A 16,421-nucleotide genomic window follows, 5' to 3' on the forward strand; every position below is an offset into this window, starting at 1 on the left:
GAGGATTTATTTTGCAAATTCAAAAAAGCTTTCAAACAAGTGAAAATGGGAAACTTTATTTAGTTCCGACCCCAATTGGTAATTTAAAAGATATGTCAATAAGATCAATCGAAGTTCTAAAAGAAGTTGATTTGATTGCTGCTGAAGATACAAGAAATACTCAAAAAATATTAAATCATTTTGAAATTGAAACAAAAAAAACTAGTTTTCATGAGCATAATAAAGAAACAAAAATTAATACTTTAATCGATATACTAAAAAATGGTGAAAGTATTGCTCAAGTGAGTGATGCAGGAATGCCTTCAATTAGTGATCCTGGTCATGAATTAGTTGAAGCATGTATTAAAAATAATATTTCAGTTATTTCAATTCCAGGTGCTACTGCTGGATTAAGTAGTCTGATTGCTTCAGGAATTGCTCCACAACCTAATTTATTTTATGGCTTTTTACCTCGAAAAATAAGTGAACAAAAAAATAGTTTAAATGAAGTAAAGGACTTTCCGTTTACAATTATTTTTTATGAAGCTCCACATCGTTTGAAAAAAACTTTAAAATCGATGGTTGAAATTTTAGGTGATCGTGAAATTGTTTTAGCTAGAGAAGTTACTAAAAAATATGAAGAATATTTACGAGGAACAATTCATGAAATGATAAATTGGTTTGAGGAAAATGAAGTCAGAGGAGAGTTTGTATTACTTGTCTCTGGGAATAGTAATCCTCAATCTAATGAAGATGATCCGCTTGTTGATTTAGCTATTGATAAACAAGTTCAATTTTTAATTGATAAAGGTGAAAAAACTAATGAGGCAATTAAGAAAATAGCTAAAAAAAATGAAATAAAAAGACAAGAAGTTTATAACATCTATCATCAAATTGATTAGTGAGGTAATGAAACGAAATGAATAATCAGATTAGCTCTTATGAAGAGAAACACCATGTTAATTATTATGAATGTAATTCTAATGAAGAAGTAAATTTATCAATGGTTTTAGAATTAATAAATTTAGCTTCACAAAATCATGGAGAAACTTTGAATCAGACTAATAAAGCAGTTCAAAAAATAGGAGTAACATGGGTTGTTGTTCAATATTATATGGAGATAAAGCGTTTACCAAAAATTAAAGAAGATATTATTTTAAAAACTGAATCAACTTCATATAATAAGTATTTTGCTGATCGAAAATTTTGGATTAAAGATGAAAATAGAAATGATTTAGTTGTAATTGATAGTTTATGGGTAACAATGGATATGGAAACTAGAAAAATGGTAAAAATACCACCAGAAGTTGTTCTTCCTTTCCGAGGTGAAGAAGTTAAAAGAATTCCTAAATTACCTAAAATTAAACGAAAAGATGAAAATATAAATGAATTAAAAAAGAGTTATCATATTCGATTTTCTGATATAGATTGGAATGGACACGTAAATAATGCAAACTATATTGAGTGGATGGTTGATGTATTGCCTTTTACAACATTAAAAGAATATGTTCCAACTAAAGTTAATATAAAATTTGAAGACGAAGTAAAATATGGAAATGATATTCTAAGTTCGGCACAAATTGTACAAGAAAATGATATTTATTTAAAAACTCATCATGAAATTACAATTAATGGTCATAATCATTCAGTAGCTGATCTTGAATGGGGGAAACGTTAAATAATAAAATGGGAGATTTTAAATGAATATTTTAGCAATTGATTCTTCAAACAAACCTTTATCAATTGCTTTAATTGCTGAAAATAAAATTCAAGCAACTAAAACAATTACAACTAATAAAAAACATGCAGAGCAATTACTACCGATTATTGATGATTTGATGAATGTAGCTAATTTAAAGCCAAATGAATTAAATCGAATTGTTGTTGCAAAGGGACCAGGCTCTTATACGGGAATTAGAATTGGAGTAACTGCTGCAAAAGTATTAGCTAATACTTTAAATATTGATCTAGTTGCAGTTTCTAGTTTAGAAACTCTTGTACTTAATGTTCAAAGTGATGATACTTTAGTAGTACCAATGTTTGATGTTAGAAATGATAATGTATTTACAGGTTTATATGAAAAGAAAAACAAAAAAATTATCAATTTGATTAAAGACCAACATATAAATATTGATGATTGGTTAGAACAATTAAAATTAAAACAGGCAAAAATTATTTTTATTGGAACAGATATAATCAATTTTAAGAGTAAAATTTTAGATTATATTGGAGATAATGCTAACTTTGTAAATGGAATTGATAATTTACCACAAGCTTCAAATTTAGCATTTTATGGTTCTGATAAAGAAGTAGTTAAAAATATAAATGAATTAACACCAGATTATTTAAGATTAACAAAAGCAGAAGTTGATTGGAAAAAAACACATCCGAAAGAGGTTAATAAAAAATATGTGGAGAAAGCTTAAACAATTATATGATGATTTTAAAGATGATTCTGATGACAAAATCAGGGAGGCTTTAGATTTTAAAAATCATATTATTGAAATCAATGGATTAGATTTTTATTTTGCAAAGGGAAATTTAACTGATTTGCCGGATATTATTCGAGTTGAAAAAGAAGCTTTTGATGTAAATGAATTGAATCGAAAAAAAATCTTAACTAGACAGTTAAAAGATCAACGAAATTCTTTATTTTTTGTTTTAAGAAAAGAAGATGAATTAATAGGTTATATTAGTTGTTCTATTGATCGAAAAAGAAATGTTTTTTATATTAATAATTTAGCATTATTAAATAAGTTTCGTAATCATGGACTTGGTTATTTTTTGATTACAAATGCTGTTAATCGAGCACGTTTGATGGAAATGTCAGAAGTAATCGCAGAAGTTAAAGATGATAATTTTAAAGCACAACATATTTTTAGAGACCTTGGATTTAAACAATCTGGAATGTTACCTAATTTTTATAAAGATAAATCAAACGCGATTTTAATGCATTTTGATTTAAATACAATTGATCTATCTCCAAGTAATTATGGAAGATAGTGGAATGGATGATATTATGGCTGAAAATGATAATTTGATTTTGGCTTTTGAAAGTAGTTGTGATGAAACTAGTGTCGCAGTAATTAAAAATGGAAATGAAATTCTATCAAATATTGTTGCAACACAAATAAAAAGTCATCAAAGATTTGGTGGAGTTGTACCTGAAGTAGCAAGTAGACATCATATTGAAGAAATTAATATTTGCATTGATGATGCAATGCAAGAAGCTAATGTTAGTTATGATGATTTAGATGCTGTAGCTGTCACTTATGGTCCTGGTTTAGTTGGATCATTACTTGTTGGATTAACAGCAGCCAAAATGGTAGCGTGGGCTCATGATTTACCTTTAATTCCTGTAAACCATATTATGGGGCATATATATGCTTCTGCTTTTAATCAGGAAATCGTATTTCCAGCTCTAGCATTAGTTGTATCAGGTGGACATACTGAATTAGTTCATATGCCTAAAAAAGGTGTATTTGAGATAATTGGTGAAACTCGTGATGACGCTGCTGGTGAAGCTTATGATAAAATTGGAAGAGTTTTAGGACTTCAATATCCAGCAGGAAAAAAAGTCGATGAATTGGCATTTGAAGGAAAAGATACTTTTAATTTTCCAAGGGCTATGAATGATGATGATAATTTTGATTTTAGTTTTAGTGGATTAAAAAGTTCATTCATTAATACAGTTCATCATGCAGAACAAATCAATCAGGTACTTAGTAAAAATGATTTATCAGCTAGTTTTCAAGATGCAGTTGTTGATGTATTAGTACATAAAACAAAGAAGGCAATTGATGATTTAGATGTTAATGAATTTATTTTAGCTGGCGGGGTTGCTGCAAATTCTCAACTTAGAAATGAATTTGATAAATTATTTAATAATAATTACAAAAATATTATTTTTGAAAAAGCTCCGTTAAAATTATGTGGTGATAATGCTGCTATGATTGGTGCAGCTGCATATCCACTTTATCAATTGGGAGTGTTTGCTGATAATAGTTTAAATGCTAACCCTGGACTAGAATTCGAATATAAAAAAGACTGATTATTAAATCAGTCTTTTTTATTTATTCTAATTTTAAAGATAGTTCTGTCCACATATTTTCTAGATTTTCTTTTTTTTCATTATTAATATTAATAGAGTTTTGTAAATCATTTAATTTATCATAATTTGTAATATTCTCATTCAAAGTCATTTGATTTTGAATTGTTTTATTATTTTTATCAATTTCAATTAATTCTTCTTCAATTTGATTTATTTTACGAATAATTTTTCTTTGCTCTTTTTGCTTTTCCTTACTTAATTGATATGAAGTTTTATTTTCGTTTGTTTCTTTTTTAGTATTATTTTGGTCCTTTTGTGATTCTTCGTATTCTTTTAGAATACGTTCTTCTTCTTTTTTTTCAGTATAATAGTCATAATTTCCAAGATATAAGTTAGCTTGATTAGAATTCATTTCTAAAATATTATTAGATATTTTATTTAAAAAGTATCTATCATGAGATATGAATAAAATAGTTCCTTGAAAGTTAAGCAAAGCCTTTTCTAAAACTTCGATACTATCAATATCTAAATGGTTTGTTGGTTCATCTAAAATCAAGAAATTATCCTTTTCCATAGATAATTTAGTTAATAGAAGTCTTGCTTTTTCTCCACCAGATAACATACTAACAGTTTTTAAAACATCGGTTCCAGAAAATAAAAAACTACCAAGAATAGATCTAATGTCTTTTTCATCAACAGTCGGATAATCATCCCAAAGTTCATTTAATACAGTTTTATTATTATGCAAATCACTTTGATGTTGATCATAGTACCCGACTGTAACGCCAGTTCCGAAACGGATTGTTCCAGATAGTTTTGGGATTCTTCCAATAATTGTTTTTATTAATGTAGATTTACCAATACCATTAGGTCCTACAATCCCGATGGAATCACCTTTTTTGAGATTCAAATTAACTGTTGGTAAAAAAGTTTTATTTGGATAACCAAATTTTAATTTATCTAAATCTAATACAATATTTCCGCTACTTCGATCAAATGAAAAATTAAATTTAGCTTTTTTATCATAAATATCAGGTTTTTGTAACGAATCCATTTTTTCTAATTGTTTTCGTTTAGATTGTGCTCTTTTAGTAGTTGAAGCACGAACTATATTTTTATCAACAAAATCTTGTAATTGTTTAGCTTCTTTTTGTTGTTTTTCATAATGCTTTAACTCAATGATTTGATCATGTTCTTTTGTTTTAATAAATTCAGTATAATTACCGGTATATGCCTTTATACTTCCATTGTTTAAATCATAAATTTTATTAGTTATTTTATCCATAAAATAACGATCATGTGAAATTATTAATAGAGATCCATTATACCCTTGAAGATATTGCTCTAACCAAGCAGTTGTTTCTACATCGATATGATTTGTTGGTTCATCAAGAATTAAAAGATCAGGCTTTTGTAACAATAATTTAGCTAGTGCCAGTTGTGTTTGTTGACCACCAGATAATTCTGATATTTTTTTGTTAAAAATATCTTCATAAAAGCCAAAACCAAATAAAACACTTTTAATTTCAGAGTCATAAGTGTATCCACCTTTAGCTTCAAAATCATTTTGAATATTGTCATAAGTTTGAGTTAATTCATCAAGAAGTGATGGATTATTAATAACTTGATCAGTACTTAATCTTTTTTCAATTTCATGAAGTTTCTTTTCAATACTGATTAATTCTGAAAACACAGTTCTCATTTCTTCAATAATTGTTTTATTGGAATTTAAACCAGTATTTTGTTCTAAATATCCAATTTTTATGTCTTTCTTTTGAGATATATGACCTTCATCAATTGTTTCTTTACCTAAAATCATTTTTATTAAAGTTGATTTACCAGCACCGTTTTTACCAACTAATCCGACTTTATCATCGGAGGAAATTGATAAATTTACATTGGAAAATAAATCTATCCCATCAAATCTTTTGGTTAAATTTGATACCTGTAATATGTTCATGATGATTCCTCCATTCTATATATAGTAATATTAACATAATCAGATAGGTAATATAATTTATTTCACAAGTATAAAGTTTATGATATGATAAATATCGTAAGTCTTTGTGAATTTTTTTAAAATAGGGGAGTAAAGAGATGGCAGAAACAAAAATTCCAAGAGCGACCGCAAAAAGATTGCCCATTTATTATCGCTACTTAAATATTTTACACGATGGTGGAAAAAATAGAGTATCATCTAATGAATTGTCAGATGCAATTCAAGTTGATTCTGCTACAATTAGAAGAGATTTTTCTTATTTTGGAGCACTTGGTAAAAGAGGATATGGATATGATGTTCAAAGTTTATTAGATTTTTTTAAAAAGATTTTAAACCAAGATCAATTAACCAATGTTGCATTAATTGGTGCTGGTAATTTAGGACATGCGTTGTTAAATTTTAATTTTCATATGGATAGTAATATTAGAATTTCAGCAGCATTTGATACTAATGCTGATAATGTAAATACTGTTCAAGGTGGAGTTCCAATTTATCCAATGGATCAAATGGTCCAACAATTAAATGAACAACAGATTGAAGTAGTTATTTTGACCACTCCTGCTAAAGTTGCTCAAAAGGTAACTGACGAAGTTGCAGAAACAGGTGTTAAAGGTATTTTGAATTTTACCCCCATCAGATTATCAACACCTAAAAAAATTAGAGTACACAATGTAGATTTGACTAATGAGTTACAAACATTAACTTATTTTATTGATCATTATGATCAAAAAGATGAAAAAGACGATTTCTTTTAAATCGTCTTTTTTTAACTTGAAAAATTAATTAATAAATTATATATTGAATTAGTAAATTAGCAGTACAATAAATGAATTGCTAAAAATATAGAGGTGAATTTAATTATGTTGAAACCGATTGGAAATCGTATTGTTGTTGAGTTAAAAAATAAAACTGAACAATCAATTGGTGGGATTATTATTCCCAATGATTCAGATGAAAGCTCACAAAATGCTGTAGTTTTATCTGTAAGTGATGAAATTAATGAAATTAAAAAAGATGAAGAAGTATTAATTAATAAAAATAGTGGTATGAAATTTAATGATGGTGGAAAGAGTGTCTTAATCGTTGATTTGAGAGATGTTTTAGCAATTATTAAATAAATATATGAGTGAGGTGTTTTTTATGGCTAAAGAAATAAAATTTTCAGAAGATGCTAGAAGATCAATGTTAAAAGGAGTTAATAAATTAGCCGATACTGTTAAAACAACAATGGGCCCTAAAGGAAGAAATGTTGTTTTGGAAAAAACAGCCGGAAATCCAGAAATTACAAATGATGGAGTTACTATTGCAAAAGCGATTGAATTAGAAAATCATTTTGAAAATATGGGTGCTAAATTGGTTGCTGAAGTAGCTGCTAAAACAAATGATATTGCAGGAGATGGAACTACAACTGCAACAGTTTTAGCTCAAGCCATTGTAAAAGAAGGATTAAAAAATGTTAGTGCAGGAGCTAATCCCGTGGGGATTAGAAGAGGAATAGAATTAGCTACTGATGCAGCTGTTCATGAATTACACGAAATGTCCCATGGAGTATCTAGTAAAGATGATATTACTCAAATTGCTTCAATTTCATCTGCAAATGAAAAAGTTGGTCAATTAATTGCTGATGCAATGGAAAAAGTTGGAAATGACGGAGTAATTACTATTGAAGAATCAAGAGGCGTTGAAACTAATTTAGAAGTAGTTGAAGGAATGTCTTTTGATCGTGGTTATATGTCACAGTATATGGTAACTGATAAAGAAAAAATGGAAGCAAATCTAGATAATCCATATATTTTATTAACAGATAAGAAAATAAATAGTATTCAAGAAATTTTACCTATTTTGCAAGAGGTTGTTAAACAGGGAAGATCATTATTATTAATTTCTGATGATATTTCTGGAGAGACTTTACCAACAATTGTTTTAAATAAAATGCGTGGTAATTTTAATGTGGTTACTGTTAAAGCTCCTGGTTTTGGAGATCGTCGAAAAGATCAATTGAAAGATTTGGCTATATTAACTGGAGCAACTTTAATAACTGATGATTTAGGTTTGAACTTGAAAGATATTAAATTAGCACAATTAGGTCAGGCTAATCGAGTAAACGTAACTAAAGATTCTACTACGATTGTGCAAGGAAAAGGAAACCGTAATGATATCTTAGAAAGAGTTAATGAATTAAAAAAACAAATTAATGATACTGGCTCAAAATTTGATCAAGATAAATTAAAAGATCGATTAGCTAAATTAGCTGGTGGAGTTGCTGTAATTAAAGTTGGAGCAGCTACTGAAACTGAATTAAAAGAAAAAAAATATCGAATTGAAGATGCTTTAAATGCTACTAGAGCAGCAGTTCAAGAAGGATTTGTTCCAGGTGGTGGAACATCATATCTCAATATTTTAAAAGCTATCAGAGATATTGATGTTGAAGATGATGAATTAACTGGAGTTAAAATAGTTTTAAGAGCTCTAGAAGAACCAGTTAGACAAATTGCAAAAAATGCAGGAGTTGATGGTTCAATTGTAATTGAAAATTTAAAAAATAAAGAAAATGGAATTGGCTTTAACGCCAGAACTGGTGAGTATGAGGATATGATTGCATCAGGAATTGTTGATCCAACTAAAGTTAGCCGTTCAGCATTACAAAATGCAGCTTCTGTTTCAGCATTATTGTTAACTACTGAAGCAGTAGTCACTGAAAAAAGTAAAGATATTCAATCGAATAATCCAATGATGTAAAAAAGATTTACTATAATTAGTAAATCTTTTTTTACTTTGTAGATGAATTATGATTGTAATTGTAGTAAAATACACGTTGTTCAATAAATGCATTAATTAGTTAATTAAATGTATTAAAAAGGAGTAACAGTTATGTGGCGTTATCTAAAAAGATTTTTAATTGGTAAACCACTTAAATCAAATGATGAAAGTGGACAATCAATTTCTAAATTTAAGGGAATTGCATTGTTGTCGTCTGATGCTTTGTCTTCAGTTGCTTATGGGACAGAACAGATAACTGCAGTATTAATAACCCTTTCTGCGGCAGCATTAATGTATCAGTTATGGGTTGCTTTGTTAGTTTTAATTTTATTAGCAGCAATAACGCTATCGTATCGTCAAATTATTTATGCGTATCCTTCAGGTGGTGGATCTTACATAGTATCCAAAACTAATTGGGGAGAATCAGCTGGATTAGTTGCTGGTGGATCGCTATTAGTTGATTATATGTTAACCGTTGCAGTTTCAACTACTGCTGGTACAGAAGCAATTACTTCAACAATTCCATCTTTACATAAGTATTCAGTTGCTATCTCAATTTTTATTGTAATATTTATTATGTTATTAAATTTACGTGGAATGAGAGAATCTGCATCATTTTTAATTGTTCCAGTTTATTTATTCATTATTACAATCATAGCGATGATTGTTGTTGGTGGTTATAACATAATTACTGGAAATGTTGAGTTTCATGGCTATGCAAACTTTGGATCAAATGTAAGTGGAATGACATTATTACTATTTTTCAAAGCCTTTTCTTCAGGATCTTCTTCATTAACTGGAGTTGAAGCAATTAGTAATGCAGTTCCTAATTTTAATAAACCAAAGCGAAAAAATGCTGCTAATACATTAGTTATTATGTCAATTATTTTAGGTATTTTCTTTGCTGGAATAACTTTCTTAAGTTATTATTTTGGAATTGTACCAAATAGTAAAGAAACTGTATTATCTCAAATTGGTCAGGCCGTATTTGGAAATAGTATTTTATATTATCTTCTTCAAACTGCAACTGCTTTGATTTTAGTAGTTGCTGCAAATACAGGATTTTCAGCTTTTCCAGTTTTAGCTTTCAATATGGCTAAAGATAAATACCTTCCTCATGCATATTTGGATAAGGGAGATCGCTTAGGATATTCTAATGGAATAATTTCATTAGCTTTAGGAGCAATTATATTAATTTTAATTTTTAATGGTGAAACTAATTTATTGATTCCTTTATATGCAATGGGAGTATTTATTCCGTTTACTTTATCGCAATCAGGTATGATTAAACATTGGTTCCGTGAAAGAGATGGTTTCTGGCTTGGAAAAGCATTCATTAATTTTATTGGAACAGTTATTTCTGCTACTTTAGTAATCTTTTTATTTATTTTACATTTTAAAAATGTTTGGCCATATTTGATTATAATGCCATTACTTTTATTACTATTTTATAAAATTAATGATCATTATAAGAGAGTAGCAGAACAGTTAAGAGTTTCTAGAGAATCTGTAAAAGAAATTAAACCTTATTCAGGATCTACTGTGATTGTTTTAGTTAGTGATATTACACAAGTTACTAAAGAAGCAATGGCATACGCAAGCTCAATCGGAGATTATGTAATTGCAATGCATGTTTCATTTAATGAAAATGAAGATGCTAAGAAAAAGAAATTATCGGATAAGTTTAAAGCAGCTTATCCAGAAATTAGATTTGTCGATATTCATACTTCTTATCGTTCAATAACTAATCCAGTTTTGAGATTCTGTGATGTAATTGCTAATAAAGATGATAAAGATAATAATTCAACAACTGTTTTAGTACCTCAATTTGTACCAAAACATCCATGGCAACAAGTGTTGCATAATCATACAGCTTTAAAATTAAGAGCTGTTTTAAATTCAAGAGAAAATATAATCGTTTCAACATTTAATTACCATTTGAAAGATTAAAAAAAGCTTACCCCAATCGAGGTAAGCTTTTTTATTAGGTTTGTATTAACTTATATGCATAATTTTAGCAAAGAGTGGAACTACTAAATCAACAACAATTGAAATGATAACAACAGCAATTGATGCCATTGATCCTTCAATTGAACCAATTGATACGGCTTTTGCAGAACCGATTGTATGACCAGCAGTTCCAAGACCAAGTCCTAAACCAACTGGATTTTTTAATATAAAGAATTTAATTAGTTTATCACCTAATGCATAAATGATAACTGCATTTATAATACATGCCATTGCAGTTATCGCTGGTACTCCTTTAATTCCTTCAGCAATTGGCATTGCTACAGCAGTAGTTGCTGCTTGTGGTAGCATTGAAGCAATTCCTGTATTATTCAAATTGATTAATTTACCAGTGAAGTAAATAATGAATAGTGAAATTAATGTACCAATAACTAATGATGAAATAATTTCAAACCAATATTTTTTAACAATATCATTTCTTTTATATAGTGGAATTGCAAATGCAATTGTTGCAGGATATAAGAACCAGAAAATTATGTCTCCACCAGGTTTATATAAGTTTGTATAAACCCATCCAATATTTTGATTAATCATTTTTGAAATTAGCCATAGTACAAAGATACCTAAAACCATCCCAAGAAAAAGCGGTTGAAATAAGAAGAAGCCATTTGTTTTCTTAAAGAGAAAAACACCAATGGCATAAACTAGAAGAGAAAGAAAAATTCCAAAGAATGGATTTTCTAAAGTAATCATTATATCTTTACTCATTATTTTAAGACCTTTCTTTTATTTATTATTTGAACTAATTTTTTGTTTTAGACGAATAATAATTGATGCGGTTGTTGTAATAACTACAAGTAATATAATTGTTGAAAAAATTGTCATACCAATAATTTTTACTCCATCATGACTCAATACATCTAGAGAAGGGGCGAGTTGAATTCCAGAAGGAATAAATAAGAATGCCAAAATACCAATAAAAAAATCGCCGACTTTTTCTACTTGTTCAACTTTTATAATTTTTGTAGTTAATAATAAATATAAAAGAATAAGACCGATTACTGGTGTTGGGACGGGAAATGAACTAGGGAAAAAACTAGAGATAATATTAGAAACAAATAAAATAGATACAAAAATACTTAATTGAATGATAATTGGTGTTTCTTTTTTCATAATAAAGTGACTCCCTTTAAATTTTTTAACCTAAATTCATTAATTTAGCAAAAAATGGAATTAAGAAATCAATTAGAATTGAAATAATAACAATTGAGATTGAAGACGTTGCTAATTCAATTGATCCAATTTCTGCTGCTTTGGCGGATCCCATTGTACCAGAAGTTCCTAAGCCAAGACCAACACCAACAGGATTTTTTAATTTGAATAATTTTAATAATTGAGTACCAATTGCATAAACGATAATTCCATTTAAAATACATGCAACTGCAGTAATTGAAGGATTTCCATTAATTGCTTCAGCATTAGGAATTGCAACTGCTAAAGTAGCTGCATGAGGTAAAATTGAAGCAATTCCAGTATCATCAATGCCAAGCATTTTACCTATATAATACATACCAAATAATGAAATAATCATTCCAATAAAAAGTGATAATAATATTTCCCACCAATATTTTTTTATAATATCATTTCTTTTATAAAGTGGGACAGCAAAAGACAAAGTAGCAGGAAGTAAAAACCAAAAAATCATATCTCCACCTGGCTTATATAGGCTTTTATAGACCCATTCAACATGATGGCTTGTATACATGGAGATTAATGATAACACTAGGATACCAATCACAATTGCAATTAATACAGGTTGTAAAATAAAGAAATTACTACTTTTTTTATAAATCCACATTCCAATTAAATATGCAATTAAGGTTAAACATATTCCAAATAATGGATCTTTTAATAGATTAATTAATTCCTCTTTCATAAATTATCTCCTTTTTTGAAAATTTTTTTAATTTTCTTTTGAATAAAAATTAAAAGTGCAGTTGTAACAGAAACCGATAAAACCATTAAAATTGTAGATAAAAAAATCATAATAATTAATTTAAATCCATATTTATGTAGTACATCGATTGATGTAATTAATTCAATTCCAGAAGGTATAATCAAGAAAGGTAAAATTTTAATGAAAAAACTTGCTAATGTTTCTACTTGATGTAGTTTGATGATTTTCATAGTTAATAATAAATATAAAATTATGATACCAATTACAGGCCCAGAAAGTGGAAATCCGTCAGGTAAAAGATTAGCTATGAGGTCGGAAATGAATAAAATTGTTGCAAATATAAGTAATTGATTTATTATGCCAGTTTTTTTATTAATTGTAATCTATCCCTTCAAAATTTAAATATTATTGTAATTATAACAGATAAATAGTTAAACTTTTAACAATTTGCTAGAATGATTGACCTATAATCTTGTGTTTAATTAATACGATTTGTATAATTAGAATACATAAAATATTGTGAGGAATTAAGATGTTAATAAAACTAGAAATAATTGTAAGTCTTTTTGCAACTATGCTAATATCTGCTGTTTTAACACCTTTTATTAGAAAATTAGCATTTAAAGTTGGTGCAGAAGATGAACCTAATAAAAGAAGAGTTAATAAAAAATCGATGCCAACCCTTGGTGGTTTATCTATTTTTATTTCTTTTTCAATTTCAATATTAATCTTGTTAAGAAATCAAATGCCAATGGATAAAATGCCTGGTTTTTTTGGAGCTGGATTAATAATCATTATTGTTGGTGTATGTGATGATATTTGGTCACTTAAGCCATGGCAAAAAATGGCTGGTATTACACTTGCAGCATTTTGGATTTATTTTGTGGCTGGAATAAAAATGACGACAGTAACAATTCCATTTCTTGGTGATTTTCAATTAGGATTGTTGAGCTTACCGGTTACTTGGTTATGGATTGCAGCTATTACTAATGCAATTAATTTAATTGATGGCTTAGATGGTTTAGCTACAGGAGTATCAATTATTGCATTAACAACAATGGGAATTACAGGGATGTTCTTTTTAAATGTCGGGAATATTTATGTTTCAATTATGATTTTTGCACTTGTTGCTTCTTGTTTAGGATTTTTACCTTATAATTTCTTTCCTGCAAGAATATATTTGGGTGACACTGGATCATTATTTATTGGATTTATGATTGCAGTTTTTTCATTAAATGGTTTAAAAAATGCAACATTTATTTCTGTAATTATTCCAGTAATTATTTTAGGAGTTCCAATTACTGATACAGTTTATGCAATTTTAAGAAGAAAATTAAATAAGCAACCAATTTCGCATGCAGATAAACATCATTTACACCATAGATTGATGCAAATTGGGTTAACTCATCGACAAACAGTTTTAGTGATATATGGAATAGCGTTAATTTTTTCATTTATTGCATTGTTATATCCATTATCAAGTTTATGGGGGACAATTTTATTAACTGTCGCTACTTTAATTGGACTAGAATTATTTGTTGAAGCAATTGGGTTAGTCGGTAGTAATCGACAACCACTTTTAAATTGGATTAAGAAAATTGTTAAAAATAATACTAGTTCTTCAAATAAATAAAAAAGCTTACATAGCGTAAGCTTTTTTATTTTGTAAAATCAACTTCAATAAATTGATTTCCTTGTTCATTAATTGTAATTTGATTATTTAAAAGGTCTATAACTGATTGTTTAAAATGTTCAACTTTTGCATTGTCAATTGAAACCATGATGTCAACTTGATTGCTATAATTAGTTTCTAATAACAAAATATTATTTTGGGATAAATAATATTCTAATTTATTGTAATTGGGATAACTAACAGATAATTTTAGTTTTTTTTGTAAAACTTTATTAACGATACCAATTTTTTTAATTCCTTCAGATGCAGAATTACTATAAGCTCTAATCAATCCACCAGCGCCCAATTTAATTCCGCCAAAGTATCGGGTTACAACAATTACTACATTATGAAGATTATTTTTTTTAATTGCTTCAAGAATAGGTACTCCAGCAGTTCCAGATGGTTCTCCGTTATCACTAGCTCTTTGAATATGATCATCATCACCAATCATATAGGCATAGCAATTATGAGTTGCTTTATTATGTTCTCGGTTAATTTCATTAATAAAATTTTTGGCTTCATTTTCATTTTGAACTCTTGCTAAACTGGCAATAAAAATTGATTTTTTTATGATGATTTTATTTGTTCCGTTTGATTTAATAGTTAAATTTTCATTAATCAATTAATGGCTCCTTTCAATTTACGTATGTTTATAAGGTGGTGATTCTATGATTGATAATGAATTTGATTTATATGGAAGAATTATAAAACAGTCTGAATTAAATAATAAATTACTTAGTAAAGATGATTTGACTCGAATACCTGGAATGATGTTAAACAAAGACACAGTATATTGTAACCGATGCAATATGAATTGTGAAAAAGAACTCGCTCGATTAAGTGAAAATAATTATTATTGTTATTATTGCGTTAATTTAGGAGCAATAAAATTAGATGATATATTAGTTAGTAAAAAAGCAATATCATTTAAAAAGCAAAATAATCCATTAACTTGGGAAGGTAAATTAACTAAGCTACAAGAAAAATGTTCTAAAGAATTAGTTAGAAGTTTAGAGTTGAAAAAAACGTATTTATTATGCGCAGTAACAGGTGCAGGTAAAACTGAAATTCTATTTTCCGGAATTGAATGGGGTCTTAAAAGAGGTTTCAGAATTTGTATTTGTTCTCCTAGGGTTGATGTATGCATTGAATTATTTCCTCGAATTAGTGAAGCATTTTTACATACTACAATTCAATTATTACACGGAAAAATTGATGAAAATTATCACTATACTCAAATAGTGATTTGTACAACTCATCAGTTAATCCGTTTTAAAGATGCTTTTGATATTTTAATTATTGATGAAGTTGATTCCTTTCCATTTATGAAAAATTTATTATTAGAAAAAGCAGTTATCAAAGCTAAAAAATATTTTGGTGGGTTAGTTTATTTAACAGCTACACCAAATAAATATTTACTATCAAAAAATAAAAATATGAAAATTGATTACTTGCCATTAAGATTTCATCGAAATTTACTACCAGAATTAAAAATTCATATATCAATGAATTGGTATCAAAAACTTTTAAAAAATAAATTACCTAAATTACTATTAAAGAAAATCAAGTACAATATTGATAATAAAATTCCATTTTTATTATTTGTACCTGAAATAAAAATGATAAAAATGGTTGAAAAAGCTTTATTTTTTAATGAAATTAAAGATAATTTTGATTCAGTTTTTTCTGCAGATCCAAATCGAATTGAAAAAGTAAAAAAAATGAGAAATAAGAAGATTTTATTTTTAATTACAACAACAATTTTAGAAAGAGGAGTAACTTTCCCAGGAATAGATGTAATAATTTTAGGTGCTGAAAATCGTGTTTTTAATTGTTCATCAATTATCCAAATTGCAGGAAGAGTCGGTAGAAAAGAAATTAGACCATATGGAAATGTTGATCTTTTTGCTAATTTTTACAATTATAATATGATTGATGCAAAGAAAAAAATTATTGAAATGAATAAGAAAGGTAAGCAATTGCTAGATGATAAATGAATGCTTAATTTGTAATAGTATAATAAATGAAATTT

The 16,421-nt window shown here is 27.8% G+C and carries 17 protein-coding genes; 11 read left to right on the forward strand and 6 right to left on the reverse strand.

The window, feature by feature from the left end:
* Positions 1-11: 11 nt before the first annotated feature.
* From rsmI to tsaD, 5 genes are read left to right on the forward strand one after another with little or no spacing between them, the layout of a single operon-like run.
* Positions 12-881, forward strand: coding sequence for a 16S rRNA (cytidine(1402)-2'-O)-methyltransferase (gene rsmI, locus GSH19_RS05870; protein ID WP_237027170.1), 870 nt, complete (start codon positions 12-14; stop codon positions 879-881).
* Positions 882-898: 17 nt separating this feature from the next.
* A complete protein-coding gene (locus GSH19_RS05875; RefSeq protein ID WP_237027171.1) occupies positions 899-1,657 on the forward strand; it encodes an acyl-[acyl-carrier-protein] thioesterase in 759 nt (252 codons plus the stop codon).
* Between the two features lie 22 nt (positions 1,658-1,679).
* On the forward strand, positions 1,680-2,405 hold the full coding sequence (gene tsaB, locus GSH19_RS05880; protein ID WP_237027172.1) for a tRNA (adenosine(37)-N6)-threonylcarbamoyltransferase complex dimerization subunit type 1 TsaB: 726 nt from the start codon (positions 1,680-1,682) through the stop codon (positions 2,403-2,405).
* Entirely contained in the window at positions 2,389-2,982 is a 594-nt protein-coding gene (locus tag GSH19_RS05885) for an N-acetyltransferase (RefSeq protein ID WP_237027173.1), read from the forward strand. Before tsaB ends, GSH19_RS05885 begins: the two co-directional genes overlap by 17 nt.
* A 16-nt stretch (positions 2,983-2,998) precedes the next feature.
* Complete coding sequence (tsaD, locus tag GSH19_RS05890; RefSeq protein WP_237027335.1) at positions 2,999-4,030, forward strand: tRNA (adenosine(37)-N6)-threonylcarbamoyltransferase complex transferase subunit TsaD; 1,032 nt, start codon at positions 2,999-3,001, stop codon at positions 4,028-4,030.
* 22 nt (positions 4,031-4,052) lie between these two features.
* Here the strand turns inward: tsaD and GSH19_RS05895 are convergent, their stop codons facing one another.
* Positions 4,053-5,990 carry an ABC-F family ATP-binding cassette domain-containing protein gene (locus GSH19_RS05895; protein WP_237027174.1) on the reverse strand — a complete coding sequence of 646 codons (1,938 nt, stop codon included), beginning with the start codon at positions 5,988-5,990 and terminating at the stop codon, positions 4,053-4,055.
* 137 nt (positions 5,991-6,127) lie between these two features.
* On the opposite strand from GSH19_RS05895, the gene GSH19_RS05900 reads away from it, so the two are divergent.
* The 4 genes from GSH19_RS05900 (at position 6,128) to GSH19_RS05915 (ending at position 10,739) form a co-directional block, all read left to right on the forward strand.
* A complete protein-coding gene (locus GSH19_RS05900; RefSeq protein ID WP_237027175.1) occupies positions 6,128-6,784 on the forward strand; it encodes a redox-sensing transcriptional repressor Rex in 657 nt (218 codons plus the stop codon).
* Positions 6,785-6,889: 105 nt separating this feature from the next.
* Positions 6,890-7,147 carry a hypothetical protein gene (locus GSH19_RS05905; RefSeq protein ID WP_237027176.1) on the forward strand — a complete coding sequence of 86 codons (258 nt, stop codon included), beginning with the start codon at positions 6,890-6,892 and terminating at the stop codon, positions 7,145-7,147.
* A 22-nt stretch (positions 7,148-7,169) separates the two neighbouring features.
* The gene (gene groL / locus GSH19_RS05910; protein WP_237027177.1) at positions 7,170-8,768 is read left to right on the forward strand and encodes a chaperonin GroEL; all 1,599 of its coding nucleotides are present in this window, start codon (positions 7,170-7,172) and stop codon (positions 8,766-8,768) included.
* 132 nt (positions 8,769-8,900) lie between these two features.
* Positions 8,901-10,739, forward strand: a complete 1,839-nt coding sequence (locus GSH19_RS05915; RefSeq protein WP_237027178.1) for an APC family permease — start codon at positions 8,901-8,903, stop codon at positions 10,737-10,739.
* Between the two features lie 45 nt (positions 10,740-10,784).
* On the opposite strand, the gene lrgB is transcribed toward GSH19_RS05915, so the two are convergent.
* The 4 genes from lrgB to GSH19_RS05935 are packed head-to-tail and all read right to left on the reverse strand — an operon-like array spanning position 10,785 to position 13,097.
* Positions 10,785-11,525, reverse strand: coding sequence for an antiholin-like protein LrgB (lrgB, locus tag GSH19_RS05920; RefSeq protein WP_237027179.1), 741 nt, complete (start codon positions 11,523-11,525; stop codon positions 10,785-10,787).
* 18 nt (positions 11,526-11,543) lie between these two features.
* Complete coding sequence (locus GSH19_RS05925; RefSeq protein WP_237027180.1) at positions 11,544-11,930, reverse strand: CidA/LrgA family protein; 387 nt, start codon at positions 11,928-11,930, stop codon at positions 11,544-11,546.
* A 25-nt stretch (positions 11,931-11,955) separates the two neighbouring features.
* The gene (locus GSH19_RS05930) at positions 11,956-12,678 is read right to left on the reverse strand and encodes an LrgB family protein (RefSeq protein WP_237027336.1); all 723 of its coding nucleotides are present in this window, start codon (positions 12,676-12,678) and stop codon (positions 11,956-11,958) included.
* Between the two features lie 11 nt (positions 12,679-12,689).
* Positions 12,690-13,097, reverse strand: a complete 408-nt coding sequence (locus GSH19_RS05935) for a CidA/LrgA family protein (protein WP_370636172.1) — start codon at positions 13,095-13,097, stop codon at positions 12,690-12,692.
* Between the two features lie 155 nt (positions 13,098-13,252).
* On the opposite strand from GSH19_RS05935, the gene GSH19_RS05940 reads away from it, so the two are divergent.
* Complete coding sequence (locus GSH19_RS05940) at positions 13,253-14,347, forward strand: MraY family glycosyltransferase (RefSeq protein ID WP_237027338.1); 1,095 nt, start codon at positions 13,253-13,255, stop codon at positions 14,345-14,347.
* Positions 14,348-14,372: 25 nt separating this feature from the next.
* Here GSH19_RS05940 and GSH19_RS05945 read toward each other — a convergent pair whose 3' ends face one another.
* Positions 14,373-15,011, reverse strand: a complete 639-nt coding sequence (locus GSH19_RS05945) for a YigZ family protein (RefSeq protein WP_237027181.1) — start codon at positions 15,009-15,011, stop codon at positions 14,373-14,375.
* Positions 15,012-15,057: 46 nt separating this feature from the next.
* On the opposite strand from GSH19_RS05945, the gene GSH19_RS05950 reads away from it, so the two are divergent.
* Complete coding sequence (locus GSH19_RS05950) at positions 15,058-16,386, forward strand: helicase-related protein (RefSeq protein ID WP_237027182.1); 1,329 nt, start codon at positions 15,058-15,060, stop codon at positions 16,384-16,386.
* Positions 16,387-16,421: the final 35 nt, after the last annotated feature.

It is taken from the genome of Lactobacillus sp. S2-2 (assembly GCF_021698855.1).
GTDB lineage: Bacteria > Bacillota > Bacilli > Lactobacillales > Lactobacillaceae > Fructilactobacillus.

Excerpts from the sequence above, each read along its gene's own strand:
- GSH19_RS05875 (WP_237027171.1), top strand. The coding sequence starts at position 899 with ATGAATAATCAGATTAGCTCTTATGAAGAGAAACACCATGTTAATTAT.
- tsaB (WP_237027172.1), top strand. The coding sequence starts at position 1,680 with ATGAATATTTTAGCAATTGATTCTTCAAACAAACCTTTATCAATTGCT.
- GSH19_RS05885 (WP_237027173.1), top strand. The coding sequence starts at position 2,389 with ATGTGGAGAAAGCTTAAACAATTATATGATGATTTTAAAGATGATTCT.
- tsaD (WP_237027335.1), top strand. The coding sequence starts at position 2,999 with ATGGCTGAAAATGATAATTTGATTTTGGCTTTTGAAAGTAGTTGTGAT.
- GSH19_RS05895 (WP_237027174.1), bottom strand. The coding sequence starts at position 5,990 with ATGAACATATTACAGGTATCAAATTTAACCAAAAGATTTGATGGGATA.
- GSH19_RS05900 (WP_237027175.1), top strand. The coding sequence starts at position 6,128 with ATGGCAGAAACAAAAATTCCAAGAGCGACCGCAAAAAGATTGCCCATT.
- GSH19_RS05905 (WP_237027176.1), top strand. The coding sequence starts at position 6,890 with ATGTTGAAACCGATTGGAAATCGTATTGTTGTTGAGTTAAAAAATAAA.
- groL (WP_237027177.1), top strand. The coding sequence starts at position 7,170 with ATGGCTAAAGAAATAAAATTTTCAGAAGATGCTAGAAGATCAATGTTA.
- GSH19_RS05915 (WP_237027178.1), top strand. The coding sequence starts at position 8,901 with ATGTGGCGTTATCTAAAAAGATTTTTAATTGGTAAACCACTTAAATCA.
- lrgB (WP_237027179.1), bottom strand. The coding sequence starts at position 11,525 with ATGAGTAAAGATATAATGATTACTTTAGAAAATCCATTCTTTGGAATT.
- GSH19_RS05925 (WP_237027180.1), bottom strand. The coding sequence starts at position 11,930 with ATGAAAAAAGAAACACCAATTATCATTCAATTAAGTATTTTTGTATCT.
- GSH19_RS05950 (WP_237027182.1), top strand. The coding sequence starts at position 15,058 with ATGATTGATAATGAATTTGATTTATATGGAAGAATTATAAAACAGTCT.